The organism is Bradyrhizobium sp. DN3 (assembly GCF_041357655.1).
Taxonomy (GTDB): domain Bacteria; phylum Pseudomonadota; class Alphaproteobacteria; order Rhizobiales; family Xanthobacteraceae; genus Bradyrhizobium.
Map to the genome: position 1 here is coordinate 1 of NZ_JAULLN010000026.1, position 23,405 is coordinate 23,405.

General features: G+C 65.3%; 27 protein-coding genes. 18 read left to right on the forward strand and 9 right to left on the reverse strand.

Features of this window, described 5'->3' with window-relative positions; translation table 11 throughout:
* Positions 1 to 325: 325 nt before the first annotated feature.
* Both AAE027_RS30640 and AAE027_RS30645 read left to right on the forward strand, forming a co-directional pair.
* Positions 326 to 1,726, forward strand: a complete 1,401-nt coding sequence (locus AAE027_RS30640; protein WP_128940811.1) for a selenium-binding protein SBP56-related protein — start codon at positions 326 to 328, stop codon at positions 1,724 to 1,726.
* A gap of 83 nt (positions 1,727 to 1,809) precedes the next feature.
* On the forward strand, positions 1,810 to 2,418 hold the full coding sequence (locus AAE027_RS30645) for a hypothetical protein (RefSeq protein WP_370989235.1): 609 nt from the start codon (positions 1,810 to 1,812) through the stop codon (positions 2,416 to 2,418).
* Positions 2,419 to 2,421: 3 nt separating this feature from the next.
* Here AAE027_RS30645 and AAE027_RS30650 read toward each other — a convergent pair whose 3' ends face one another.
* The 3 genes from AAE027_RS30650 to AAE027_RS30660 are packed head-to-tail and all read right to left on the reverse strand — an operon-like array spanning position 2,422 to position 5,000.
* A complete protein-coding gene (locus tag AAE027_RS30650) occupies positions 2,422 to 3,120 on the reverse strand; it encodes a DUF1045 domain-containing protein (RefSeq protein WP_370989137.1) in 699 nt (232 codons plus the stop codon).
* A gap of 18 nt (positions 3,121 to 3,138) precedes the next feature.
* Complete coding sequence (locus AAE027_RS30655) at positions 3,139 to 4,332, reverse strand: alpha-D-ribose 1-methylphosphonate 5-triphosphate diphosphatase (RefSeq protein WP_370989138.1); 1,194 nt, start codon at positions 4,330 to 4,332, stop codon at positions 3,139 to 3,141.
* Positions 4,329 to 5,000 (reverse strand): transferase hexapeptide repeat family protein, encoded by a 672-nt coding sequence (locus AAE027_RS30660; protein WP_370989139.1) that lies wholly within the window; start codon positions 4,998 to 5,000, stop codon positions 4,329 to 4,331. The genes AAE027_RS30655 and AAE027_RS30660 overlap by 4 nt, the downstream gene beginning before the upstream one ends.
* A 174-nt stretch (positions 5,001 to 5,174) precedes the next feature.
* On the opposite strand from AAE027_RS30660, the gene phnC reads away from it, so the two are divergent.
* The 4 genes from phnC (at position 5,175) to phnE (AAE027_RS30680) (ending at position 8,785) form a co-directional block, all read left to right on the forward strand.
* Positions 5,175 to 5,984 carry a phosphonate ABC transporter ATP-binding protein gene (gene phnC / locus AAE027_RS30665; protein ID WP_370989140.1) on the forward strand — a complete coding sequence of 270 codons (810 nt, stop codon included), beginning with the start codon at positions 5,175 to 5,177 and terminating at the stop codon, positions 5,982 to 5,984.
* 60 nt (positions 5,985 to 6,044) lie between these two features.
* Positions 6,045 to 6,980, forward strand: coding sequence for a phosphonate ABC transporter substrate-binding protein (phnD, locus tag AAE027_RS30670; RefSeq protein WP_370989141.1), 936 nt, complete (start codon positions 6,045 to 6,047; stop codon positions 6,978 to 6,980).
* 75 nt (positions 6,981 to 7,055) lie between these two features.
* The gene (gene phnE / locus AAE027_RS30675; RefSeq protein WP_370989142.1) at positions 7,056 to 7,940 is read left to right on the forward strand and encodes a phosphonate ABC transporter, permease protein PhnE; all 885 of its coding nucleotides are present in this window, start codon (positions 7,056 to 7,058) and stop codon (positions 7,938 to 7,940) included.
* Positions 7,937 to 8,785, forward strand: coding sequence for a phosphonate ABC transporter, permease protein PhnE (gene phnE / locus AAE027_RS30680; RefSeq protein ID WP_370989143.1), 849 nt, complete (start codon positions 7,937 to 7,939; stop codon positions 8,783 to 8,785). The genes phnE (AAE027_RS30675) and phnE (AAE027_RS30680) overlap by 4 nt, the downstream gene beginning before the upstream one ends.
* Positions 8,786 to 8,965: 180 nt before the next feature.
* Here phnE (AAE027_RS30680) and phnF read toward each other — a convergent pair whose 3' ends face one another.
* On the reverse strand, positions 8,966 to 9,694 hold the full coding sequence (gene phnF / locus AAE027_RS30685) for a phosphonate metabolism transcriptional regulator PhnF (protein ID WP_091898545.1): 729 nt from the start codon (positions 9,692 to 9,694) through the stop codon (positions 8,966 to 8,968).
* Between the two features lie 157 nt (positions 9,695 to 9,851).
* On the opposite strand from phnF, the gene phnG reads away from it, so the two are divergent.
* Genes phnG through AAE027_RS30730 form a run of 9 tightly spaced genes read left to right on the forward strand, consistent with a single transcriptional unit; the run spans position 9,852 to position 16,774 of the window.
* Positions 9,852 to 10,265, forward strand: a complete 414-nt coding sequence (gene phnG, locus AAE027_RS30690) for a phosphonate C-P lyase system protein PhnG (RefSeq protein WP_370989236.1) — start codon at positions 9,852 to 9,854, stop codon at positions 10,263 to 10,265.
* Positions 10,266 to 10,269: 4 nt separating this feature from the next.
* Positions 10,270 to 10,878: a phosphonate C-P lyase system protein PhnH gene (gene phnH, locus AAE027_RS30695; protein ID WP_370989144.1), complete on the forward strand. Its 609-nt coding sequence runs from the start codon at positions 10,270 to 10,272 to the stop codon at positions 10,876 to 10,878.
* A 3-nt stretch (positions 10,879 to 10,881) separates the two neighbouring features.
* Positions 10,882 to 11,985, forward strand: a complete 1,104-nt coding sequence (locus AAE027_RS30700; RefSeq protein WP_370989145.1) for a carbon-phosphorus lyase complex subunit — start codon at positions 10,882 to 10,884, stop codon at positions 11,983 to 11,985.
* Entirely contained in the window at positions 11,982 to 12,872 is an 891-nt protein-coding gene (locus AAE027_RS30705) for an alpha-D-ribose 1-methylphosphonate 5-phosphate C-P-lyase PhnJ (protein WP_370989146.1), read from the forward strand. The genes AAE027_RS30700 and AAE027_RS30705 overlap by 4 nt, the downstream gene beginning before the upstream one ends.
* Positions 12,865 to 13,677 (forward strand): phosphonate C-P lyase system protein PhnK, encoded by an 813-nt coding sequence (gene phnK / locus AAE027_RS30710; protein ID WP_370989147.1) that lies wholly within the window; start codon positions 12,865 to 12,867, stop codon positions 13,675 to 13,677. Before AAE027_RS30705 ends, phnK begins: the two co-directional genes overlap by 8 nt.
* 8 nt (positions 13,678 to 13,685) lie before the next feature.
* Positions 13,686 to 14,384, forward strand: coding sequence for a phosphonate C-P lyase system protein PhnL (gene phnL, locus AAE027_RS30715; protein WP_370989148.1), 699 nt, complete (start codon positions 13,686 to 13,688; stop codon positions 14,382 to 14,384).
* Between the two features lie 5 nt (positions 14,385 to 14,389).
* Positions 14,390 to 15,547 carry an alpha-D-ribose 1-methylphosphonate 5-triphosphate diphosphatase gene (locus tag AAE027_RS30720; RefSeq protein WP_370989149.1) on the forward strand — a complete coding sequence of 386 codons (1,158 nt, stop codon included), beginning with the start codon at positions 14,390 to 14,392 and terminating at the stop codon, positions 15,545 to 15,547.
* Positions 15,544 to 16,140, forward strand: coding sequence for a phosphonate metabolism protein/1,5-bisphosphokinase (PRPP-forming) PhnN (gene phnN / locus AAE027_RS30725; RefSeq protein ID WP_370989150.1), 597 nt, complete (start codon positions 15,544 to 15,546; stop codon positions 16,138 to 16,140). Before AAE027_RS30720 ends, phnN begins: the two co-directional genes overlap by 4 nt.
* A 22-nt stretch (positions 16,141 to 16,162) precedes the next feature.
* Positions 16,163 to 16,774, forward strand: a complete 612-nt coding sequence (locus tag AAE027_RS30730; protein WP_370989152.1) for a pyridoxamine 5'-phosphate oxidase family protein — start codon at positions 16,163 to 16,165, stop codon at positions 16,772 to 16,774.
* Between the two features lie 465 nt (positions 16,775 to 17,239).
* Here the strand turns inward: AAE027_RS30730 and AAE027_RS30735 are convergent, their stop codons facing one another.
* A complete protein-coding gene (locus AAE027_RS30735) occupies positions 17,240 to 17,971 on the reverse strand; it encodes an SDR family NAD(P)-dependent oxidoreductase (protein ID WP_370989153.1) in 732 nt (243 codons plus the stop codon).
* A 45-nt stretch (positions 17,972 to 18,016) separates the two neighbouring features.
* Between AAE027_RS30735 and AAE027_RS30740 the strand changes: the two genes are divergently transcribed.
* On the forward strand, positions 18,017 to 18,199 hold the full coding sequence (locus AAE027_RS30740) for a hypothetical protein (RefSeq protein WP_479714253.1): 183 nt from the start codon (positions 18,017 to 18,019) through the stop codon (positions 18,197 to 18,199).
* A gap of 163 nt (positions 18,200 to 18,362) precedes the next feature.
* Positions 18,363 to 18,566 carry a hypothetical protein gene (locus tag AAE027_RS30745; protein WP_091898584.1) on the forward strand — a complete coding sequence of 68 codons (204 nt, stop codon included), beginning with the start codon at positions 18,363 to 18,365 and terminating at the stop codon, positions 18,564 to 18,566.
* On the opposite strand, the gene AAE027_RS30750 is transcribed toward AAE027_RS30745, so the two are convergent.
* From AAE027_RS30750 to AAE027_RS30765, 4 genes are all read right to left on the reverse strand, one after another.
* Positions 18,567 to 19,067, reverse strand: a complete 501-nt coding sequence (locus tag AAE027_RS30750) for a DUF6496 domain-containing protein (RefSeq protein ID WP_370989154.1) — start codon at positions 19,065 to 19,067, stop codon at positions 18,567 to 18,569.
* Positions 19,068 to 19,127: 60 nt separating this feature from the next.
* Positions 19,128 to 19,910 (reverse strand): alpha/beta fold hydrolase, encoded by a 783-nt coding sequence (locus tag AAE027_RS30755; protein WP_370989155.1) that lies wholly within the window; start codon positions 19,908 to 19,910, stop codon positions 19,128 to 19,130.
* Between the two features lie 4 nt (positions 19,911 to 19,914).
* Positions 19,915 to 21,210 (reverse strand): O-acetylhomoserine aminocarboxypropyltransferase, encoded by a 1,296-nt coding sequence (locus AAE027_RS30760; protein ID WP_370989156.1) that lies wholly within the window; start codon positions 21,208 to 21,210, stop codon positions 19,915 to 19,917.
* A 296-nt stretch (positions 21,211 to 21,506) separates the two neighbouring features.
* The gene (locus AAE027_RS30765) at positions 21,507 to 22,298 is read right to left on the reverse strand and encodes an IclR family transcriptional regulator (RefSeq protein ID WP_370989157.1); all 792 of its coding nucleotides are present in this window, start codon (positions 22,296 to 22,298) and stop codon (positions 21,507 to 21,509) included.
* A gap of 140 nt (positions 22,299 to 22,438) precedes the next feature.
* Here AAE027_RS30765 and AAE027_RS30770 point away from each other — a divergent pair, with 140 nt between their 5' ends.
* Positions 22,439 to 23,404, forward strand: coding sequence for a Bug family tripartite tricarboxylate transporter substrate binding protein (locus tag AAE027_RS30770; RefSeq protein ID WP_370989158.1), 966 nt, complete (start codon positions 22,439 to 22,441; stop codon positions 23,402 to 23,404).
* Position 23,405: the final 1 nt, after the last annotated feature.

Consider the following 23,405-nt stretch of genomic DNA (forward strand, 5'->3'; position numbering starts at 1 on the left):
TGGTGCCCATGGCGGGGGTTGCGGTGGCGGTGGGGTGGGGCATGTGGGGGCCAAAATATACCCCGCCGGGTGCCCGGGTTTCGCGGGCACGACAGCGAGGGGGAGGTGCACACTCTAGCACCATCCCTCATCTCATCAGCCCATCTCGCCGGATGGCGTCGAATTAACGCGATTCCGCCCGTTTCCCGCAGCCCGGCGATGACATATTATATGCGCGCCAACCAGGGCCCTGCGGAGCAATCCCGAGACATCGCGTAACACCTCTTCATTATGCCGTTATCCCGAGCCAGGTTGGAGCGAGCCAACGAAACAGGGAGGCAGTGCCATGACGATGAGGCCGGATCCCACTTTTCACGCATCGCCCAAGCTTGCGATGGAAGCACCAGCGGAGAACTTTGCCTACACGTTGCTGCTCAGTCCAGATTTCTCAAAACCTGATGCTCTCGCGGTCATCGACGTCAAGCCGGGATCGCCGACCTACAGCCAAATCGTCCACACCGTGACGATGCCCAACAAGGGCGATGAGTTTCATCACTTCGGCTGGAATGCCTGCTCCTCCGCCTTGTCGCCGCTCGCCGGACATGCCTTCATCGAGCGGCGCTATCTCATCATCCCCGGACTGCGCTCGTCGCGGATCTACATCATCGACACCAAGCCGGATCCGACCAAAGCCAAGATCCACAAGATCATCGAGCCCGAGGAAGTCTTCAAGAAGACCGGTTACTCGCGGCCGCATACCATCCATTGCGGGCCGGACGGCATCTATGTGAGCACGCTGGGCGGTGGCGGCAAAGACGGCACCAACGGTCCTCCAGGTGTTTTCATCATGGATTGCGAGACGTTCGAGGTCCTGGGACGATGGGAGATCGACCGCGGTCCGCAGACGCTGCACTATGATTTCTGGTGGAACCTGCCGCGCGACTACATGGTGACGAGTGAATGGGCGTTGCCGCCGCAGTTCGAGAACGGGATCGTCCCGGAAGATCTGCTTGCGAATAAATATGGCCATCGTCTCCACTTCTGGGATCTTCGCGCCCGTCGCAACGTCCAGACCATCGACCTCGGCGCCAATCATCAGATGGCGCTGGAAGTACGACCGGCGCATGATCCGGTTCGCGAATACGGCTTCGTCGGCGTCGTGGTCGACACCACCAATCTCGAAGCATCGATCTGGACCTGGTGGCGCGACGGCGGGACATTCCACGTGGAGAAGACGGCGACGATCCCGCCCGAGCCGGCGCCAAAGGAGAAGCTCCCGCCGCTGCTGCAGGGCTTTGGTGCCGTGCCGCCTCTGGTAACCGATATCGACCTGTCGATGGATGATCGCTTTCTCTATGTCTCGTGCTGGGGCACGGGTGAAATGCGCCAGTACGACGTCAGTGATCCGCGCAAGCCAAAGCATGCAGGCTCGGTCCACATTGGCGGCATCGCGCGCCGCACCCCCCATCCCAACGGCAAGGCATTCGCGGCAGGTCCGCAGATGGTCGAGATCAGCCGCGACGGCAGGCGCGTGTACTGGACTAATTCGCTTTATTCCACCTGGGATGACCAGTTCTATCCCGACGGGGTTCCGGGCGTGGAGGTCATGGCCAATGTCGGTCGCGACGGCGGCCTCGAGCTCGACAAGGATTACTTCGTGAGCTTCCCCGACGGATATCGTGCGCACCAGATCAGGCTGGAGGGCGGCGATTGTTCGACGGACTCCTTTTGCTACCCGTCGGCCTAGATTGGGGACACGCGAGCCCGGCGCTTGGCTGGCTCTGGCTCGCGCTTGTTGCGAGCGGTCTCTATCACGGGATCAATCCAGGGATGGGATGGCCGCTCGCCGTTTCGGCCGGGCTCATGGACAAGAGCCCGCGCGCGCTCTTCCGTGCATTGTTGGCTCTGGCGGCCGGGCATCTCCTGGCAACGCTTCTCGTGCTGCTGCCATTCGCGCTGCTGCTCGTGCTAGTCGAGTGGCAGCGTTCGATCCAGATCGGTGCGAGCCTTCTCGTCATCGGCTTTGGCGTCTATCGGCTGATCGAGCGGCGTCATCCGCGCACGCTGGCCCGAATTCCGCCAACGCAATTGGCGCTCTGGTCATTTGCCGTTGCCATTGCTCACGGCGCCGCCTTGATGCTCGTACCGATCTATCTCGGTCTCTGCCAAGCCTTCGACCTCGATGCCGGCCATGAGGCCGCCGGCGTGCTGATGAAGGCAAGTCTTGTGAAGGCAAGTCTCGGGATGGCGGTGCTGGTGTCTCTGGTGCACGTTGCCGCCATGATCGGCGCGGGCGGATGTCTGGCGTGGCTGGTCTACCGCTATCTGGGATTGAGGTTTGTCTCGCGAAGCTGGTTCAATCTGGATCTGATCTGGGCGGCCAGCCTCATCGTGGTTGGCGTCGTGGCGCTCACCTTCAATCTCTCGAGCTGGCGGTGAAGCCTACCGCGTCAAAGCCCACTCGCCGATGACGCGAAAGCGAGCCTTGGGATCATCCTGCTTGAACAGCGCGATCCGATCGATCGTCAGCGTATCGAGCTTCAGCGACGCAAATCGCGTCCGCAGCATCTCCAGAATCGGCCCGCGGCGCTCGGCGTCCAGCCGTCCCGTCAGCGTCATGTGGAAGCGGAATTCTTCCATGACGTAAGGATAGCCCCAGAGATCGAGATAGTCGCGCTGCCGCTCGCTCAGCTTCTCGGGCCTGCGACGCGCGCGGTCTTCCGCCGTCATCGCGGCGCGGAACGAGTCGAACTCGCGAACGCAATCGGCGGCGAGCTGCTGGAGCGCATCGACCGGCTCGGCCGGAATGACGGCAATGAAGTCGCTGATGGAATCGACGACCGGTCGGATCGCCGGGATCGGCCGCGGCTTGCTGGCGAATGCCGCACAGGCCGCCGCGAGCTCGGCCTCGGTCCTGCCGGCCGCCAGGGTCATCGGCGCCTTCAGGGTGCCGTGAAAGCCGTATTTGCGGGGATCGGCGGTGACGTCGCGCCAGTCGGCCGCGACATGCAGTGCCTCGCGCGGAAACGGCACCTCGTCGCCGGTATAGGCATCATAGCCGAGCAGCTCGACGCCGAAGCGGGAGACGGCGCTGTCGGCGCCGGCGGCAAAATAGATCGCGTAGCGGGGAAAACCTGTCATTGCCTCAGCATAGCCAATTCATGCCGCAACGACAGTCTCGCGTGGCATCGCCACTGCGGCGAGCAGCCGCGTTGCATCGGTGAGATGCACGAGCTTGCCGCCTGATATCACCGCGATCAGCCGCGGCCGCAGCTTCACGCTGTCGTCGACCAAAAGCATGTCGGCGCGGCGTCCATGCGCGATGATGCCGCGATCGGTAAGGCCGGTTGCACGGGCAGGCCCGGCAGAGACCAAATCCCAGGCCTTCTCCAGCGCCAGCACGCCGTCGGCGGCGAGCCGGAATGCGGCCAGCAGCTGTGCGGGATAGTAATAGTCCGACGCCAGCACCGAGCAGAGGCCCTTGGCGATCATGTCGGATGCCCTGGTCCAGCCGGTGTGGCTGCCGCCGCGCACGACGTTCGGCGCGCCATAGACGATGGCATCGCCGTGGCTTGCTGCCGCCCGCGCCGTTTCCTCGTTGATCGGAAACTCGGCGATCAACGCACCGAGCTCGCGAAACTCCTGGCGCATCGCCGGTGTCGCGTCGTCATGCGAGAGCATCCGCACACCGGCGGCGCGGGCGGTAGCGGCGAGCCGCGACACGGAGGCTGGAACGTCGGCGGCGCGCGCCACCACGCGTTCGACCAGCCGGTCAAATTCCTCGCTCGAAAGGCCAGTGCGCTCGACCATGCGATTGCGCTTGCGTGGCCTGGCCATATCGGCAACGGTGCCGTCCATATGGTCATTGAAGGCGAACAGGTCGACGCGGCCTTCCGCGAGCCACTGGCCGATCTCGACCTCGGCATCGAGATTGTAGGTCTCGTGCCGCAGGTGGAAGCGGGTGTCGGCGGCGAATTGCGGACGCTGCCGCTCGATCGCCTCCATCAGGCCGCGCGCATTGTCGGCGCTGCGCAGGCCCGGCTCCCACGAGCAGGTCGTGGCGTGGAACACCGTGGTAATGCCGTTGCTGATCGCTTGGCGGTCGCTGTCGGCGAGCGCGACGTCGATCGGAAAATCGACGCCGGCGCGCGGCATCATCTGGCGCTCGAAGGCATCGCCATGCAGATCGACGATGCCGGGCAACACCAGCAGGTTGCGGGCGTCGATGGCGAGCCGCGCGCGGCCGCGAGAGGCATCGACCTGCGCGATATCAGATCCGGACACGAGCAGTGAGGTTTCGACGAGCTCGGCGCCGATCAGGGCCCGGCCGCCTTCAAGGAAAATGTCTGTCACGCGACCGCGCTTCGTTTGCTGGCAGGAGAACCGGTGAAAGAGCTCGCCCGTGCTTCGTATGTCGCGAGGAAATCTTCAATCCCGAGCTTGCGGAAATCGGGCAGCGCTTCACGCAATTTGTCGTGATCCCAGTCCCACCAGGCAAGCTTGGCGAGCCGTCCGGCGATCTCCTCCGAGAACCGCCGCCGCACGATGCGCGCCGGATTGCCGGCGACGATGGTGTAGGCCGGCACGTCCTTGGTGACGATCGCGCCGGCCGCGATCACCGCGCCGGTGCCGATGTTGCGGCCCGGCAGCACGATCGCGCCATGGCCGATCCAGACGTCGTGACCGATATGGACGTGATGCTGGCGCCGCCAGTCGAAGAACTCGACATCGTCGCTCTCGCCTTCGAAGTAGGCGCTCGAACGATAGGTGAAGTGTGCCTGGGTCGCGCGGTGCATCGGGTGATTGCCGGGATTGATCCGCGTCATCGCCGCGATCGAGCAGAATTTTCCGATGGTCGTGTAGGTGATCTGGGCATCATTCACGACATAGGAGTAATCGCCCATCGTCACTTCATGCAGGATCGTGCGCGCGCCGACCTCGGTGTAGGCGCCGAGCCTGGCCTCGTGCAGCTTGGCCGAGGGATCGATGGTCGGCTGAATCGAAAGAGCTTTGGCGGCCATGTCGTATCCGAAGCGCGAGGGCGGGGCGTTCCTCTTCGAGCGGCTTGATGACAATGTCATGACGCGGCGATGACAGGGGATGACGTGTGTTGGATCGCCGCACCGCAACGCGGATGTCACACAAGTGTTAAGCGCCGGCGTTAGCGGTGGGCTCCAGTTAATCTGGAGCGTTGCATGCTGGTGGTGGAAGGTCTGACGTGTCGCTTCGGCGCAAAAGCCGCGGTGGACGACGCTTCGTTTCAAGTCTCCCCCGGCGGCTTCGTCGGCGTGATCGGACGGTCCGGCGCCGGCAAGTCGACCCTGCTGCGGACCATCAACCGCCTGGTGACGCCGACCGAGGGGCGCATCCTGTTCGACGGCATCGACGTCACCGCGCTGCGCGGCAAGGAGTTGCGCCAGTGGCGGGCGCGCTCGGCGATGATCTTCCAGCAGTTCAACCTAGTCGGCCGGCTCGATGTCCTCACCAACGTCCTGATGGGCCGCCTCGCAACGATGCCGACCTGGCGCTCGCTGTCGCAGCTCTGGCCCGAGCAGGACAAGGCTCTGGCGATGTCCGCACTGGAGCAGTTCGACATCGCCGCGCTCGCCGCCCAGCGCGCCGACCAACTCTCCGGCGGCCAGCAGCAGCGCGTCGCGATCGCCCGCGCCCTGGTGCAGCAGCCCGATATCATCCTCGCCGACGAGCCGATCGCCTCGCTCGATCCGCGCAACACCAAGATCGTGATGGATGCGCTGCTGCGCATCAACAAGCATTTCGGCATCACGGTGCTTTGCAATCTGCATTCGCTCGATCTGGCGCGCAGCTATTGCGACCGCCTGATCGGCATGGCCGCGGGCCGCGTGGTGTTCGACGGCGCGCCGTCCGCGCTGACCGATCGTGTGGCGCGCGAGCTCTACGATCTCGAAGCCGCCGACGTCATGGGCGGCATGCCTGTCCCGGCGCCCGAGGGCGTTCCGGCGCTCGGGACGGCCGCGGCGGCCTGAGCCTCGCCTGTTTAGTTCAAGTCTTTGCGTCAACCGACCCCAACCGATGAAGAGGGTATCATGATCACTCGCAGATTGATCCTCGCCGGCGCCGCCGCGCTTGCGTTCACGACCTCCGCCTCCGCGGACGACTGGAAAGCCAAATATCCCGAATTGACCTTCGCCGTCGTGCCGGCGGAGAACGCCTCCGGCGTCACCGAGCGCTGGGCACCGTTCATGAGCTATCTCTCCAAGGAATTGGGCGTGAAGGTCACGCTGCGCATCGCCAACGACTACGCCGCGGTCATCGAAGGCCAGCGCGCCGGTAACATCCATATTGCCAGCTACGGCTCGGCCTCGTTCGCGCGCGCACGTCTGACCGGCGTCAAGACCGATGCCTTCGCCAACGACATCAACGCCGACGGTTCGACCGGCTACTATTCGGTGTTCTTCGTCAAGGCGAGCAGCGCCTCCAAGAAGGTCGATGACCTCAAGGGCAAGAATCTCGGCCTCGTCGATCCGAACTCGACCTCCGGCAACAATGTGCCGCGCTTCGAGCTCGACAAGATGGGCATCCACGATGCCGATAGCTATTTCAGCAAGGTCGTCTTCACCGGTAGCCACGAGAACGCGATGCTGGCGCTGGCGCAGGGCACGGTCGACGTTGCCGCCAACCAGTGGACCAGCGACGATGATTCCACGCTCGCGCAGATGCTGACCAAGGGCATGCTGAAGAATGCCGATGGCTCGGCAATGAAGAAGGACGACTTCCGTATCATCCACAAGTCGGCGCCGATCATCAACGGTCCCTACGCCTACAACTCGGATCTCCCGGAAGATGCCAAGGCCGCCATCGCCAAGGCGTTCTTCGACGCTCCGAGCAAGGACAAGGCAGCATTCGACCGTCTCTCCGATGGCCAGAAGAAAGGCTTTCATCCCGCCACCACCAAGGACTGGGATGGCACGATCGAGCTGATCAAGTTCGTCGATGCGCTGCGTAAGAAGAAGGCGTCCTGATCTTAGGACGAGCTACTCGAGCCGGGTCGACGGACCCGGCTCTTTCTCTTTTTACAGGCCACTCTCCCTGACAAGATGACCGTCGCGGTTTCGATCCTCCCCGAGCAGCAGCTTGCCGTGCTCAACGCCGCCTATCGCCAGGCGGTCGCGCGCAGGCGATGGCGCCTCCTGTTGGGAGCCGGTATCTTTGCCGCAGCGCTGGTTCTTGCCGCGATCGGCGCCGAAGTGAATTTGCGCACGCTGTTCACGTATTTCGGCAACTTCATCAGCTATTTCGACCGCATCCTCACGCTCGACAGCGGCCAACGGGTCTGGACCGATTTTGGCGAGTGGCTGTGGGGCTGGCGCAAATGGCTGAGGATGCTGGGCGAGACGCTGCTGATCTCCTATGTCGGCACGCTGATCGGCGCGACCTTCGCCTTTGCCCTGAACTTCTTCGCGGCGGAGAACACCTCGCCCGCGCCCTGGCTGCGCTTCGTCGTGCGCCGCCTGCTCGAATTCGCCCGCACCGTTCCCGGCATCGTGTTCGCACTGGTGTTCGTCATCGCCTTCGGCCTTGGTCCGATGGCGGGCGTGCTCGCGATCGCGATCCATTCCACCGGCGCGCTTGGAAAACTGTTCTCGGAGATCGTCGAGAACGCCGACATGAAGCCGGTCGAAGGCATCCGCTCGACCGGTGCGAGCTGGCTCTCCTGCATGCGCTTCGCCGTCGTGCCGCAGGTCACCGCGGGTTATGCCAGCTACGCGCTGCTGCGCTTCGAAATCAACGTCCGCGAAGCCTCGGTGATGGGTTTTGTCGGCGCCGGCGGCATCGGCCAGGAGCTCGTCGTCGCCATCCGCAAGTTTTATTACTCCGACGTCAGCGCGATCCTGCTCACCATCATCGTCACCGTCTTCATCATCGACATCACCACCGGCTGGCTGCGCGGCCGCCTGTTCGGCAAGGAGGCGCGGACGTGACGAAGCCGCAGCAGGTCGACACACGAGAGATCCGCGCGCGCTACCCCGATGTATTCGACCGGCCGGCCTCGGCGCGGCTTGCAACGCCCGCGATGATCGTCGCGGCGTTCGCGATCCTCACCTACGGCCTGGTCGATCTCGACTTCTCGCCGTCGCGGTTCCTCGCCGGCCTCAGCCAGCTCGGCTGGATCAGCCTGATGATGATTCCGCCCGATCCCGGCTCCTCGCTGCCGGTCTATCTGAAAGCGCTGGGCGAGACGCTCTCGATCGCGCTGCTCGGCACGACGCTGGCGGCGCTGTTCGCGCTGCCGGTGAGCCTGCTCGCCGCGCGCAACGTGGTACCGTCAATCATCCTGCGCTTCCCGGTTCGCCGCTTCCTCGATTCGATCCGCGGCGTCGACACGCTGATCTGGGCGCTGGTGTGGATCAATGTGGTCGGGCTGGGCCCGTTCGCAGGCGTGCTTGCCATCGCCGTGTCGGATTTCGGTGCCTTTGGAAAACTGTTCTCGGAGGCGATCGAGGGCGCCGACCAGAAGCAGGTCGAAGGCATCCGCGCCTCCGGCGGCAGCGCGCTGCACGAGATCCGCTTCGGCCTGCTGCCGCAGGTTTTGCCCGTGATCGCCGGCCAAGTGCTCTATTTTATCGAATCCAACACCCGCTCGGCCACCATCATCGGCATCGTCGGCGCCGGCGGCATCGGCCTGCAGCTCGCCGAGCAGATCCGCGTGCTGGAATGGCAGAAGGTGTCGTTCCTGATCCTGATGATCCTGGTTGCGGTGGCCGCGATCGATTTCGTCTCGGGCAAGCTGCGGTTTGCGATTATTGGGCGAAGGGCGGTGGCCTGAGCGTGGGTGCGTACTCCTCTTCCCTTCTCCCCCTGTGGGAGAAGGTGGCGCGAAGCGCCGGATGAGGGGTATGTCTCCACGAACTCAAATTGGCGTGTCCGGAAAGATACCCCTCACCCGTCTCGCCGCTACGCGGCGAGCCACCCTCTCCCACAAGGGGAGAGGGTGAAGAGGCGTCCCCTACGACTCCACCAGAAACTCCACCCGCTCTGCGGCGAAGCGCGAGTGCTTGGTCACCAGCGGCTTGCCGTCGAGAGCGTGGTCGGTCGCATCGACCACCAGGATCGGACGTCCCAGCGCAAGATCGAGCCGGGCGGCGTCGGTCGCGTCGACGATGCCGGCGGTGATCCGGGTCGCGCCGCGGCGGTAGTCGCGAATGCCGTAGTGCTCCAGCAATTTCGTCATCGAGCGTGTCGCGGCGAACACGGCGCCGGCGCCGGGAAACAATTCCGCCGACAGCCAGGTGGTGGAGACGCAGATCGGCGTGCGGTCAGCGAGGCGGATCGCCTCGATTCGCACCAGCGGCGCGCCGGTCTTCAGGCCGAGCTCGCGCGCCAGCTCGCGGGTTGCAACATCGTCGGATGCCTCGATCAACTGGCCGCGCGGCTCGCGGCCGCCGGCGCCGACGATCTCGGAGAAGCGCGTGCGCGAGCGCAGCGGATAGGCGAGCTTCTGCGCCTCGACATAGGTTCCGCTGCCGCGCTCGGCCCGCACCAGGCCGCGCTCGGCAAGCGCGGCCAGCGCGCGCCGCACGGTGTGGCGATTCACGCGGTAGGTTTCGGCGATCTCCATCTCGCCCGGTAATTTGTCGCCGGCGGCAAAGCGGCCGTCGGCAATGCCGCGCTCGATGCCGTCGGCAACGAGGCGCCACAGCGCGACGCCCGACGATGCAGTGTCTTGCATGCTCATATCGCCGGTCAGCCTAGCCCAGAAATCACGCCTTTGTCACGAAACAGTCATGGCGCTCCACTATGAAGTTGTCTAGTATCATAGACAACTTAGAATCGGCAAGGTCGGTGAACCGGTGACCCAACGCAACAACCAGCAAGCCCAGCGCAAGGCCGCGATGGCCGTGCTGGCGCACGCGGAGGCGGGCGAGATCGCCGCTCGCCTCCGCAACTTAGCCCTGCCGGCCCATCAGGATCTGCGCGAAGGCGAAAACGGTCTCGTCATGCTGCGCGGCCGGGTCGGCGGCGACGGTGCCCCGTTCAACCTCGGCGAAGCCACGGTGTCGCGCGCTGCGGTGCGGCTTGCGAGCGGCGAGGTCGGCTTCGGCTACACCCTTGGCCGCGATGGTGAGAAGGCGCGGCTGATCGCGCTGTGCGACGCGCTGGTGCAGTCCAGCGATTTCGGCGCAGCCGTCGAGCGCGACGTGATCGCGCCGTTGCGCGAGCAGCTTATGACGAAGCGCCAGCAGGCGGCGGCGCAGACTGCCGCGACTAAGGTTGAGTTCTACACCATGGTGCGCGGTGAGGGGTGAGATCATGACCACGATTGCGGAACTGCCGCCGGGTTTTGCCGACAAGGTGTTGTCGGCGCAATCGACCTTCCGCTCGGTGATGGACGCGATGGCGCGGCCGGGTTCGGTCCAGCGCATCGTGCCGACAGCTGGAACGCCCCTTACGATGATGCGCGGCACCGCTGCGATCGCGCTGACGCTGTTCGACCACGACACGCCGCTCTGGCTCGATTCGCGCATGGCGCAAAGTTCCGACGTGGTGAAATGGCTCAAGTTCCACACCGGCGCGCCCGTGGTGCAGGACACGTCGATTGCGAGCTTTGCGCTGATCGGCGACGGCGCCGCGCTTCCGCCGCTCGAGCGCTTCGCGCTCGGCACCAGCGAATATCCGGATCGTTCGACCACATTGATCCTCCAGGTCGAGAGTCTGGGCTCAGGACGCAGCTTCGAGCTGCGGGGGCCCGGCATCGACGGCACCGCGATGCTCCAGGCGTCGATCAAGCCGTTCGACCTGTTCGAGCGCCTGCGGTTCAACGAGCCGCTGTTTCCGCGCGGCCTCGATGTGGTGCTGGTCGCCGATGATGCCGTGGTCGCGATTCCGCGCACCGCGCGCGTCGCGAACAAGGGAAGTTGAAGCATGTATGTCGCAGTCAAAGGCGGCGAACGCGCCATCGAGAACGCCCATCGCCTGCTCGCCAATGCGCGGCGCGGTGACCAAAGCGTTCCGGAAGTCACGCTCGACCAGATCTCGGAGCAGCTCGGCCTCGCCGTCGACCGCGTCATGAGCGAAGGCTCGCTCTATGATCGCGAACTGGCGGCGCTCGCGATCAAGCAGGCGCGCGGCGACCTGATCGAGGCGATCTTCCTGGTCCGCGCCTTCCGCGCCACGCTGCCGCGCTTCGGCGCGAGCGAGCCGGTCGACACCGGCGCCATGCGCGTGCAGCGGCGGGTGTCCTCGACCTTCAAGGACATTCCGGGCGGCCAGATCCTCGGGCCGACCTTCGATTATACCCACCGCCTGCTTGATCCCTCGCTCGCCGAAGGCTTTGTGCCGGAGGCGCCGGCGACAGCCGAAGCCTCGACCGCGGCGACGCCGCGCGTGACGGATATTCTCGGCCGGGACGGACTGATCGAGTCTTCGCCGCATGCCGAAGACGGCGCCGGCGTCGGCGATCTCACCCGCGAGCCGCTGAATTTTCCGGCAGACCGCGACCTGCGCCTGCAAAATCTCGCGCGTGGTGACGAAGGCTTTCTGTTGGCGATGGGCTATTCCACCCAGCGCGGCTATGGCCGCAACCATCCCTTCGCCGGCGAGATCCGCTTCGGCGAGGTCGAGGTCGAATTCTTTGCCGAAGACGTCGGCTTCGCCGTGCCGCTCGGCTCGATCGAGCTGACCGAGTGCCAGATGGTCAACCAGTTCAAGGGATCGGCGACGGAAGCGCCGTGCTTCACCCGCGGCTATGGCCTCGCCTTCGGCCAGAGCGAGCGCAAGACCATGTCGATGGCGCTGGTCGACCGCGCATTGCGTGCCCGCGAGCTTGGCGAGGAGGCGCTCGCCCCGGCGCAAGATGAAGAATTCGTGCTGTCACATTCGGACAACGTCCAGGCGACCGGCTTCGTCGAGCATCTCAAGCTGCCGCACTATGTCGACTTCCAGTCCGAGCTCGGCCTGCTCCGCAAGCTGCGCCAGGAGTTCGTGGATGCAAATGCGCCCGATGCCATGAAGGAGGCCGCGGAATGAACGCGCCCGCCTACAATTTCGCCTATCTCGACGAGCAGACCAAGCGGATGATCCGCCGCGCGATCCTCAAGGCGATCGCGATCCCCGGCTATCAGGTGCCGTTCGCCAGCCGCGAAATGCCGATGCCCTATGGCTGGGGTACAGGCGGCGTGCAGGTGACGGCAGCGATCCTGGGACCTGAGGACGTGCTGAAAGTGATCGATCAGGGGTCCGACGATACCACCAACGCGATCTCGATCCGCAAGTTCTTCGCCAAGACCGCGGGCGTCGCCACGACGACGGCGACGATTGATGCGACCGTGATCCAGACCCGTCACCGCATCCCGGAGACGGCGCTGAATGAAAACCAGGTGCTGGTCTATCAGGTGCCGATCCCGGAGCCGCTGCGCTTCCTCGAGCCGCGCGAGACCGAGACGCGGCGCATGCATGCGCTCGCCGAATACGGCCTGATGCATGTGAAGCTCTATGAGGACATCGCCCGCTTCGGCCATATCGCGACCGCCTATGCCTATCCGGTGAAGGTGAACGCGCGCTATGTGATGGATCCCTCGCCGACGCCGAAATTCGACAATCCCAAGATGGACAATTGTCCGGCGCTGCAATTGTTCGGCGCCGGCCGCGAGAAGCGCATCTATGCGATCCCGCCTTATACGCAGGTGGTGTCGCTCGATTTCGAGGACCACCCGTTCGAGCCCTACCGCTTCAACGCGCCCTGCGCGCTGTGCGGCGCGGAGAATTCTTATCTCGACGAGATCGTCACCGACGACAGGGGCGGACGCATGTTCGTCTGCTCGGATACCGATTATTGTGAGGGCCGGCAGGCCGCCGGCCATCACGGCAGCCTGAGCGCCGCGCCGTACAAGGAGAAAGCGGGCTCACATGGTTGATCAAGACTTGGCTGACCTCGATACGCTCGAAAACGACCAGCCGCTGCTGGTCGCGGAGGCGCTGAGCAAGTCCTTCGGCCGCATCGCCGCCTGCCGCGACGTTTCCTTCGCGCTCTATCCCGGCGAAGTGCTGGCGATCGTCGGCGAGTCCGGCTCCGGCAAGTCGACGCTGCTGCAAATGCTGTCGGGCCAGCTCGCGCCGAGCGCCGGCCAGGTCTCCTACCGGATGCGCGACGGAATCACTCGCGATCTCACCACGCTCGGCGAGGCCGAGCGGCGCTTCCTGTTCCGCACCGACTGGGGCTATGTGCACCAGGATCCCGCGCAGGGCCTGCGCATGGCGGTCTCGGCCGGCGCCAATGTCGGCGAGCGGCTGATGGCGGTCGGCTGGAATCACTATGGCCGCATCCGCGATACCGCGTCGGACTGGCTCACGCGGGTCGAGATCGATATCGCGCGCATCGACGATGCGCCGCGCACCTATTCCGGCGGCATGCGCCAGCGCCTCCAGATCGCCCGCAACCTCGTCACCGAACCGCGGCTGGTGTTCATGGACGAGCCGACCGGCGGGCTCGATGTCTCCGTGCAGGCGCGCCTGCTCGACCTCCTGCGCAGTCTGGTCGCCGAGCTGCACCTCGCCGTCATCATCGTCACCCACGACCTCGCAGTGGCGCGCCTGTTGTCGCACCGCGTAATGGTGATGAAGGGCGGCCGCGTTATCGAGACCGGTCTCACCGACCAGGTGCTCGACGATCCCCGCGAGCCCTATACGCAACTCCTCGTCTCCTCGATTCTCCCGCCATGAGCCTCCCAATGACCGCAATGATCGACGTTGCCGATGCCCAGAAGACCTTTACGATGCACCTGCAAGGCGGCATCGAGCTGCCGGTCGTGCGCGGCGTGACCTTCCACGTCGCCCCGGGCGAATGTGTCGTGCTGTCGGGGCCATCAGGCGCCGGCAAATCGTCGATCCTGAAAATGATTTTTGGCAATTATCGCTGCGACTCCGGCCGCATCGGTATCCGCCATCGCGGCGCGCTGATCGATCTCGCTAGTGCCGAGCCGCGACAGGTGCTCAACGTTCGCCGCTCTACCATCGGCTATGTCAGCCAGTTCCTGCGGGCGGTGCCGCGGGTTGCCACCATTGACGTGGTCGCAGAGCCGCTGATCGTCAACGGCCTGGCGCGCGCTGAAGCACAGCAGCGCGCAGGCAGCCTGCTGCATCGTCTCAACATCTCCGAGCGGCTCTGGCAGCTTCCGCCTGCGACCTTCTCCGGCGGCGAGCAGCAGCGCGTCAACATCGCGCGCGGCTTCATCTCGGATTTGCCGATCCTGCTGCTGGACGAGCCGACCGCCTCGCTCGATGCCGCCAACCGCGCCGTCGTGGTCGAGCTGGTCACTGAAAAGAAGCGCCAGGGTGTCGCCATGGTCGCCATTGTCCATGACGACGAAATCCGTCATCTGATTGCCGACCGCATCGTCGATGTCACCAGCTTCGCCGCCGCGGCCTGAAGGGAATGGATATGAACGCCAAGGACACCGTCATCGCCAACGCCAGGATCGTGCTGGCCGACCGGGTGATCGAGCAGGGCTGGCTTGCTCTCGCGGGCGGACGCATCGCCGAGATCGGCGAGGGCAGGGCGCCCGCCGGAGCCGAGGATGCCGGCGGCGACCTCATCATGCCCGGCCTGATCGAGCTTCACACCGACCATCTCGAAGCGCATTACGTGCCGCGGCCAAAAGTGTTCTGGAATCCGGTCGCCGCCGTCATCTCCTATGACGGCCAGCTCGCCACATCAGGCATCACCACCGTGTTCGATTCGCTCCGGGTCTGGCGCGAGGACGGCGCGGAGGAAGTCGACGGCCGCGCCGGCGTGCTCGCCGCCGCAATCACGACTGCGCGCGATGCCAGCCTGTTGCGTGCCGACCATTTCCTGCATCTGCGCTGCGAAATCCCGATGCCGAGCGTGGTCGAGGAGGCCAAGGAGCTGATCGACCGTCCCGATGTCAAGCTGATGTCGCTGATGGATCACACGCCCGGCCAGCGCCAGTTCCGCGACGAGGTCAAGCTGCGCGACTATTATCGCGGCAAGGGCGGCGGCAAGACCGACGCCGAGCTCGACGAGCTGTTCGCAAAGCGCTTCGAGTACCAGAAGCAATATGCAGCGACCAACATGCGCGAGATCGTGGCGCTGGCGCATCAGTACAAGATTCCGCTGGCGAGCCATGACGACACCACCGAGGAGAACGTCGCGGACGCCGTGCGCGACGGCGTCGCCGTGGCGGAGTTCCCCACCACGCTGGAGGCCGCGCGCGGTCTGCACCAGGCTGGCATCGATATCCTGATGGGCGCGCCCAACGTCGTGCGCGGCGGCTCGCACTCCGGCAATATCGCCGCCGTCGATCTCGCGCGTGAAGGCCTGCTCGATATCCTGTCGTCGGATTACATCCCATCGAGCCTGCTGATGGGTGCGCTGCAGCTGCCCGAGCATGTGCCCACGATCAGCCTTCCGTCGGCGATTCGCACAGTGACCAAGGCGCCTGCCGATGCAGTCGGACTCACCGATCGCGGCGAGGTCGCGATCGGCAAGCGCGCCGACCTGATCCGCGTGCATGTTGCCGGCAGCGTTCCCGTCGTCCGCAGCGTCTGGCGCGAAGGGAGCCGCGTCGCATGAGCGAAACCGCGGCCATGGCGCAGGATGCAGCGGGCGCGATCGGACCCGGGCGGCTGGTGCTCGTGATTGGTCCGAGCGGCGCCGGCAAGGATACGCTGCTGCGCCTGGCGCAGGCGGCGTGTGGTGAGGATCACGATATCGTCTTTCCACGCCGCGTCGTGACGCGGGAATCCTCCGGTCACGAAGACAATGTCGCGCTCGGCCCCGACGAATTCCGCCGCGCGCAGCAGCGTGGCGATTTCGCCGTGCACTGGGAGGCGCACGGACATTGCTACGCGCTGCCGCTCGAGATCAACGACGATATCCGTGCCGGACGCACGGTCGTCGTCAACGTCTCGCGCACGGTGATCGGCGCGTTGCGCCAAACCTATGCCAATGTCGTGGTGGTCGCGATCACGGCGCCGCCGGACGTGCTGGCGCAACGGCTTGCCGCGCGGGCGCGACATAGCGACGGCAACATCGCGGAACGGCTGTCGCGCAGCGTCGATCATGCGCAGGCGCTGGCCGATGTCACCATCCTCAACGCCGGCAGCGCGGAGTATCATGGCCGCCAGCTCCTGCGGGTGATCAGGAACGACGGCTGGCAGGAATAACCAGCGCAACCAGGAGTGTGGAATGTCGGTGATCGAAACGGTCGAACAGCTGGAGGCCATCTATGGTGTCACCAACGATGCCTCGACCGTGAAAGTCGCCGACCATGTCACGCCGCTCTACCGCATCTACATCGAGAAGGCGCCGTTCGCGGCGCTCGCCACCATCGGGCCGGAGGGGATCGACTGCTCGCCGCGCGGCGATCTGCCCGGCTTCGTCCGCATCCATGACCCCAAGACGCTGATGCTGCCGGATCGCCGCGGCAACAACCGGGTCGACTCCCTGCGCAACATCGTGCGCGATCCCCGGGTGTCGCTGATGTTCTTGATTCCCGGCTCCGGCAATGCGGTTCGTGCCAACGGCCGCGCCCATCTCTCGATTGATCCCGAGCTGCTGGCCTCGTTCAAGGTCGAAGGCAAGGCGCCGCGCAGCGTCATGGTGATGAGCGTGGACGAGATCTATTTCCAGTGCGCCCGCGCCATCGTCCGCTCCGATCTCTGGAATCCAGACAAGCGCGTCGATCCGAAAACCCTGCCGACGCCCGGCCAGATCCTGGCCGAGATGAGCGAGAACAAGGTCGGCGGCGAAGAATATGATCGCGCCTGGCCCGCGCGCGCCGCCGCGACGATGTGGTGAGTCTCCGTTCTCTCTCGTCTCCCTCGCCCCGCTCTTGCGGGGAGAGGGCGGGGTGAGGGGCTCTCTCCGCGTATCAGATCGTCGATAGACCTGTACCCCCTCACCCGGATTGCATCTTCGACGCAATCCGACCTCTCCCCGCAAGCGGGGCGAGGTGAAGAGGGCGCCTGCCGCCAACGCCATGCCGCAGCACCGGAATCGTAGGGTGGGCAAAGGCGCACTTGCGCCGTGCCCACCACCTATCCAACACCGCGATAGAAATGGTGGGCACGCTCCGCTTTGCCCACCCTACGGCGTTCCTGCTTCTTCCCCCTCTCCCCGTTCTTACGGGGAGAGGGTTGGGGGTGAGGGGCTGCTTCCGCAACGATGGTGATAGTTGGACTCGCGGAGAGTCCCCCTCACCCGGAATCCGCGCTACGCGCGGATTCCGGCCTCTCCCCGCAAGCGGGGAGAGGCGAAGTGCCCTCAATTAAACGCCATGCCGCCGCTCAGCGCGATGGTCTGCCCGGTCATGTAGGCATTATCGACCAGCAGCATCACCGCCTTCGCCACCTCCTCCGCCGTGCCGAAGCGGCCGAGCGGAATGCGGCTGACGAGCTGTTGCTGGCCGCTCATCATGTCGGTCTCGATCAATGACGGCGCCACCGCATTGACGGTGATGCCTTCCTTCACGAGGCGCGCCGCATAACCTCGCGTGAGGCCTTCCAGACCGGCCTTGGATGCATTGTAGTGCGGCCCGATGGCGCCGGCACCGCGCGCGGCGCCCGAGGAGATGTTGACGATGCGCCCCCACTTCCTCGCGCGCATCGACGGCAGCACCGCCTGCGTGCACAGGAAGACGGATTTCAGATTGACCAGGATGGTCCGGTCGAAATCGTCTTCGGTGAGATCATCGACGCCGCGCGTGATGGCGATGCCGGCATTGTTGACGAGGATGTCGATCGGCCCAAGCCCGGCCGTGGCGCGCTCGACCATGCCGGCTACGGCCTCGCGCTGCGAGACGTCGGCGGCGATCACGATCGCGCGGCCGCCCTGCCTGCCGATCTCACCTGCGAGCTGCTCGGCCTGACCGATCTGCTCGCGGCAGTTGATCGCCACGGCGGCCCCGGCCTCGGCCAGCGCGCGACAGACGGCCGCGCCAATGCCGCGCGAGCCGCCGGTGACGAGCGCCGTGCGCCCCTTCAGATCATCCGCCATCTCTGGACCTCCCAAATTCTGCGTCGTAGCGGCGAGAAGCCTATCATGCTGGGCCGGGCGCACGTGTTGAACTCATCGCGAGATGAATCCGGCTGTCAGCGCTTCCTGCGAGAGAAGCGCCCCGGCGTGCCGCTGCCAAATATGGATAGCCATTTCATTGACCAATCGCGGCAATCGCTCGATATTCGCAGCATCGAAACTGCTCCTCGAGCTAAAGCCGCGATATGAGAACCGATCACCGGCGAAATCCAGGCGACATGCACGCTTGCATGACGCGTCGCTGTTTCTCGGCAGCCACCGGCGCCTGTTGTTGTTGCTGACCGCCTCCTAGCAGCTTCCAATATTGCAAATCGCAAGACAGGAACGCCGAAACCTCGGCGAATGAGCAGTCATGTCCCAAACTCAGTCGAACGCCTACATCATCGAGATCCAAGACCGCGCCGCCGGCATCATCACCAGAGACGCGCGTGGCTTCCGCTTCTTCTCCTCGGAGCGCCTGTTCGACAGTCTCGAAGGCCGTCAGTTCCGTTCGGCGCGCGAGGCCGAGCGCGCCGCCCACGCGGTGTTCTCCGAGCGCGGCCGGCGTCTGAGCTGATCAGCGCCGGCGCGTCCTGGTGCGTGCCGCCTTCTTGGCGGCAGCGGAGCGGGCCTTGGCGCCCTTGGTGTGGCTCGCTTTCCGCGCAGCGGCCGAACGCGACGCCGCGGTTCGCCGGCTCGCGGCACGCTTGGCCTGCTTCGACAGCGCGCTGCGCGACGCTGTGGAGCGCGGCTCCTTCTTCAGGACGTTCTCGACGGCGCGCGATACGCGCGGCCGGCGCTTCGGGGTGCGCTTGCCCTGACCGGCCTCATAGGCATATTTGGCGCTGCGGCGCGTCGACTTCTTGGTGCGCCCCTTGCGCGGCGGCGGCAGATCGACGCCGGCGCGGCGCGCTTCGGACAAGCCGATGGCGATGGCTTGCTTTGTCGACCGCGCGCCGTGCTTGCCTTTCCTGATCTTGTCGATTTCGTCCTTGACGAATTCGCCGGCCTGCGTGCTTGCCGATTTGCCGGCGCGCTTGTCCTGCTTGGCTTTGCGGATGATTTCCTGTCTTGGCATGGGTCGAGTTCCCTTTGAAATCACAGGGATGCAACGCGCAAGGCCGTCGATTGATCCTTTTCAGTTCCGCAGCGCCGCCAGCAATTCATCCGGGCGCTCGGCCATGATCATGTGCCCTGCGCCCGGCACGATGACGGTCTTCGCCTGCGGGATCGCCGCCGCCAGCGCCTTGCCGGCTTTTGCCGGAGTCATCATGTCCCGCTCGCCGAGAATGAGCGTGGTCGGCACCTTCACGCTCGCGGCGGCTTGAAGCGCATTCGCATAGGTATTGCAGGCCGACAGATCCCTGAACAGCACGCCCGGCTCGCAATGCTTCAACACGGCCTGTGCGCCGCCATGCATCCAAAGGCCCGGCGCGAGGCTGCCGCCGAGCTCGGCCTTGAAGCCGAGTCCCCAGATCGAGACCATGTCGACGGCGTCCTGGTCATCGGCTTCGGCGGCCTTCAGCAGATCCGGGCCGACGGTCATGGTTGCGGCGGTGCCGATCAGGCTCAGCGCGGAGACCTTGTCGGGGTGGCGTGCGGCGGTCTCCAGCGAGATCAGCGAGCCCATGGAATGGCCGATCAGGTGCGCCTTCGCGGCTCCAGCCGCATCCAGCAGCGCCGCCGTCCAGTCGGCCATCTCAGCGATGGTCGACAGCGACGGCCCGGCCGAGCGGCCGTGGCCGGGCAGATCAGGCGCCAGAACCGAAAAGCCGTGATGGGCGAACCAGCGCGTGTGCAGCGCCCACGTCGAATGGTCGAAGCCGGCGCCGTGGATGAAGACGACCGCGGGCAGCGACTTGTCGAAGTCGCGGCCGCCGGTTGCGACAAACACCTCAGTGCCGTTGACGGAGAGCTTCATGGCGTCAGACCTTTTGCGAGATGCGCAGCGCTTGATTGAGATCGTCGATGATGTCGCTTGCCGTCTCGATGCCGACCGACAGCCGCACCAGCTCCTCGCCGATGCCGGCGGCCTTGAGCTGCTCGGCGTCCATCTGCTGATGCGTGGTCGAGGCGGGGTGGATCACCAAGGTCTTGGCGTCGCCGACATTGGCGAGATGGCTGATCATGCGCAGCGACTCGATGAACTTGCGCCCGGCGGGCCGCCCGCCCTTGATGCCGAAGGAGACGATGGAGCCGGCGCCGCGCGGCAGGAGCCTCTTTGCAAGCTGATAGTCAGGGTGGTCCTCCAGCGAGGGATGCAGCACCCAGTCGACCGCCTTGCTGGCCTTCAGCGCATCCAGCACGAGGTGCGTGTTCTGCATATGCCGGTCCATGCGCACGCCGAGCGTTTCCACGCCCTGCAATAGCTGGAACGCGTTGGTCGGGGAGAGGCAGGCGCCGAAATCGCGCAGGCCCTCGGTGCGCGCGCGCATGATGAAGGCCGCGGTGCCGAACTGCTCGTCAAACACGATGCCATGATAGCCGCCATAGGGCTCGGTCAGCACGCCGAATTTGCCGGAGCCACGCCAGTCGAAGCGGCCGCCGTCGACGATGGCGCCGCCGATCGCGATGCCGTGGCCGCCGATCCACTTGGTCGCCGAATGCATGACGATGTCGGCCCCGAGTTCGACGGGGCGGCTGAGATAGGGCGTGGCGAAGGTGTTGTCGATCAAGAGCGGAATTTTCGCATCATGCGCGATCGCCGCGACCTCAGGGATGTCGAGCACTTCCAGCCCGGGATTGCCGATGGTCTCGCCGATCACCAGCCTCGTGTTCGGTCTGATCGCTGCGCGGAACGCGTCGAGATCGCGCGGCTTGACGAAGCTGGTGGTGATGCCGAAGCGCGGCAGCGTGTGTGCCAAGAGGTTGATGGTGCCGCCATAGAGCGAGCTCGACGCCACGATGTGGTCGCCGGCGTTCAGAAGCGTCGCGATGGCCAGATGCAGCGCGGCCATGCCGCTGGCGGTGCAGATCGCGCCGACGCCGCCTTCCAGCGCCGCCAGCCGTTCCTCCAGCACGCCGGTGGTCGGATTGGAGATGCGCGTGTAAATATGGCCGGCACGCTCCAGGTTGAACAGCGCGGCGGCGTGGTCGGAATCCTGGAACACGTAGGACGTGGTCTGGTAGATCGGCACGGCGCGGGCGCCGGTTACGGGATCCGGATGCTGGCCCGCATGCAGGCTCAGGGTCTCGAAGGCAGGCGGTTTTGGCGCGGGCATGCGTGGCCTCGTTGGTCGGGTCGGCGATGGCGGTCCTTGTGCCACAAAACGAAGCGCGGCGTCAGCCCATTGACAGTGATGGATGCCGGCATGCAGCGACGACGCGTGATGCGAGCCGCGGCCGCAACGGCAGTGCGCTCCCTCGCCCCGTTCTTACGGGGAGAGGGTTGGGGTGAGGGGCTGCTTCCGCATTCACGGTGGCAGTTGAATTCGCGGAGACTCCCCCTCACCCGCCGCGCTTCGCGCGTCGGCCTCTCCCCGCAGGCGGGGAGAGGCGAAGTCGCGCCGCCCGCGCCTTAGCCGCGAATGGCCTGCTCGATGATCCCAGTCTCGCGCAGCAGAATCTCCGCGACTTCCTGCTCGCGGCGGGGGCCGAGCCTCGTCCGCACGGCGGAGACCGTCATCGCAGCTGCCGGCTGTCCGTCCGGGCTCTTGATCCAGGTCGAGATCGATTTCGTGCCCTGCACGAGGCCAATCTCCCGCATGTAGTAGCCGCGCCGCCGCGCCGTGGTGATCTCGCCCATCACGGTTGCGACGTCGGTCTGGTAGGCCTCGAACCTCTTCTCGTTGGCCGCGACGATTTTGCGCGCGTCCTGCGCCGGCATCGCGGCGAGGATGGCGACGCCAGCGCTGGAGACGCCGAGCGGCCGGCGCGCGCCGACCTCGATCGACAGCACCTGAATCGGATAGACGCCGATCCTGCGGTCGACGCACAGCGTGTCGTTGCCGGTCCGCACCGTCAGGAACAGCGTGTCGCCGATTTCAGCGGAGGCGCGCCGCAGCGATGGATTGGCGGCGATCAGCAGCCGCGACGGCCGCGGCCGCGCGAGCGCCAGCTCCGGCACCTGGTTGCCGATCGCATAGCGGCCGGTCCGCTCGTGCCGCTCGACGATGCCTTCCTCGATCAGCACGTGGACGATGCGATGCACGGTCGGGCGGGTGAGGCCGGTCGCCCGTACCACCTCGGCCAATGGCACACCGTCTTCGCGGCCTGCGGCCAGAATGCGCAGCACCGCGAGCGCGCGCCGGATTGCCTGCGCGCCCTGTCGCGGTTCCCCGACGTTGCGGGCCAAACTCGTCCTGTCCATAATATGGACAAGAACGCCACAATTCACTCGACAGGACAAGCGCGCATCTGGAGATTTCGCTCCGATTGAGATGCTTTTCGAATTGCCATGCGCAACGTCGCGGCATCCGGAGTGAATTGAAGCGCCGCCGGGAGGTTAACATGAGATTAATCTGGATTGCCATCGCTGCTGCAGTTGCGATGCTGGCAGGGCCCGCATCAAGCCAGGAATGGCCGGCGCGCAACGTCAAGCTGATCGTGCCCTATCCGGCCGGCGGCAATGTCGACAGTGCGGCGCGCATCATCGCCGACAAGCTCCAGGAAAAGCTCGGCCAGCCCTTCATCATCGAGAACAAGGCCGGCGCCGGCGGCATGATCGCGGGCGAAGCCTTCGCGAAATCCGCGCCCGACGGCTACACGCTGTTCGTCGGCGCCAATGGCCCGGTGCTGTTCGCGACCGAGATCAACAAGCGCGAGGCCTATAATTGGAAAAAGGACTTCCTGCCGATCTCGACCATTTCGATGACGCCGCTGGTGCTCGAGGTGCATCCGTCCGTGCAGGCCAATACGTTCAAGGAATTCATCGATCTCGCCAAGCGCGAGCCCGGCAAGCTGACCATGGCCTCGCCGGGGCCTGGCACCACCAACCATCTGCTCAGCGAGCTGATGCAGTCCAACCTCGAGCTGCAATGGGTCACCGCGCACTATCGCGGCAACGCGCCGGCGATCAACGACCTGCTCGGCGGCCAGGTGCAGTTCGCGTTCGACCAGCTCACGGTCAGCCTGCAGCACATCAAGGCCGGCCTGTTCCGCGCGCTCGCCGTCACCAGCTCGCACCGGCTGAAGTCGCTGCCTGACGTGCCGACCTTTGCCGAGCTCGGCTACAAGGACTTTGACGGCCAGACCTTCACCGGCCTGTTCGCGCCTGCGGGCACGCCGGCACCGATCGTCGACAAGCTGCACCAGACGCTGGTCGCGATCCTCAAGGATCCGGCCGTGGTCGACAAGTTCGAGAAGCTCGGCGGGGAAGCTACAGTGATGGCGCCTGATGAGTTCAAGGCCTATCTCGCGCGCGAGGACGCCAAGTGGATTCCGGTGGTGCGCAAGGCCAACATCAGGGCGGATTGAT

Bases quoted from the DNA above. Each gene is read 5' to 3' on its own strand.
- AAE027_RS30640 (WP_128940811.1), top strand. From the start codon at position 326: ATGACGATGAGGCCGGATCCCACTTTTCACGCATCGCCCAAGCTTGCG.
- AAE027_RS30645 (WP_370989235.1), top strand. From the start codon at position 1,810: ATGGGATGGCCGCTCGCCGTTTCGGCCGGGCTCATGGACAAGAGCCCG.
- AAE027_RS30650 (WP_370989137.1), bottom strand. From the start codon at position 3,120: ATGACAGGTTTTCCCCGCTACGCGATCTATTTTGCCGCCGGCGCCGAC.
- AAE027_RS30660 (WP_370989139.1), bottom strand. From the start codon at position 5,000: ATGGCCGCCAAAGCTCTTTCGATTCAGCCGACCATCGATCCCTCGGCC.
- phnC (WP_370989140.1), top strand. From the start codon at position 5,175: ATGCTGGTGGTGGAAGGTCTGACGTGTCGCTTCGGCGCAAAAGCCGCG.
- phnD (WP_370989141.1), top strand. From the start codon at position 6,045: ATGATCACTCGCAGATTGATCCTCGCCGGCGCCGCCGCGCTTGCGTTC.
- phnE (WP_370989142.1), top strand. From the start codon at position 7,056: ATGACCGTCGCGGTTTCGATCCTCCCCGAGCAGCAGCTTGCCGTGCTC.
- phnF (WP_091898545.1), bottom strand. From the start codon at position 9,694: ATGAGCATGCAAGACACTGCATCGTCGGGCGTCGCGCTGTGGCGCCTC.
- phnG (WP_370989236.1), top strand. From the start codon at position 9,852: ATGGCCGTGCTGGCGCACGCGGAGGCGGGCGAGATCGCCGCTCGCCTC.
- phnH (WP_370989144.1), top strand. From the start codon at position 10,270: ATGACCACGATTGCGGAACTGCCGCCGGGTTTTGCCGACAAGGTGTTG.
- AAE027_RS30700 (WP_370989145.1), top strand. From the start codon at position 10,882: ATGTATGTCGCAGTCAAAGGCGGCGAACGCGCCATCGAGAACGCCCAT.
- AAE027_RS30705 (WP_370989146.1), top strand. From the start codon at position 11,982: ATGAACGCGCCCGCCTACAATTTCGCCTATCTCGACGAGCAGACCAAG.
- phnK (WP_370989147.1), top strand. From the start codon at position 12,865: ATGGTTGATCAAGACTTGGCTGACCTCGATACGCTCGAAAACGACCAG.
- phnL (WP_370989148.1), top strand. From the start codon at position 13,686: ATGACCGCAATGATCGACGTTGCCGATGCCCAGAAGACCTTTACGATG.
- AAE027_RS30720 (WP_370989149.1), top strand. From the start codon at position 14,390: ATGGATATGAACGCCAAGGACACCGTCATCGCCAACGCCAGGATCGTG.
- phnN (WP_370989150.1), top strand. From the start codon at position 15,544: ATGAGCGAAACCGCGGCCATGGCGCAGGATGCAGCGGGCGCGATCGGA.
- AAE027_RS30730 (WP_370989152.1), top strand. From the start codon at position 16,163: ATGTCGGTGATCGAAACGGTCGAACAGCTGGAGGCCATCTATGGTGTC.
- AAE027_RS30735 (WP_370989153.1), bottom strand. From the start codon at position 17,971: ATGGCGGATGATCTGAAGGGGCGCACGGCGCTCGTCACCGGCGGCTCG.
- AAE027_RS30740 (WP_479714253.1), top strand. From the start codon at position 18,017: ATGCTGGGCCGGGCGCACGTGTTGAACTCATCGCGAGATGAATCCGGC.
- AAE027_RS30745 (WP_091898584.1), top strand. From the start codon at position 18,363: ATGTCCCAAACTCAGTCGAACGCCTACATCATCGAGATCCAAGACCGC.
- AAE027_RS30750 (WP_370989154.1), bottom strand. From the start codon at position 19,067: ATGCCAAGACAGGAAATCATCCGCAAAGCCAAGCAGGACAAGCGCGCC.
- AAE027_RS30755 (WP_370989155.1), bottom strand. From the start codon at position 19,910: ATGAAGCTCTCCGTCAACGGCACTGAGGTGTTTGTCGCAACCGGCGGC.
- AAE027_RS30760 (WP_370989156.1), bottom strand. From the start codon at position 21,210: ATGCCCGCGCCAAAACCGCCTGCCTTCGAGACCCTGAGCCTGCATGCG.
- AAE027_RS30765 (WP_370989157.1), bottom strand. From the start codon at position 22,298: ATGGACAGGACGAGTTTGGCCCGCAACGTCGGGGAACCGCGACAGGGC.
- AAE027_RS30770 (WP_370989158.1), top strand. From the start codon at position 22,439: ATGAGATTAATCTGGATTGCCATCGCTGCTGCAGTTGCGATGCTGGCA.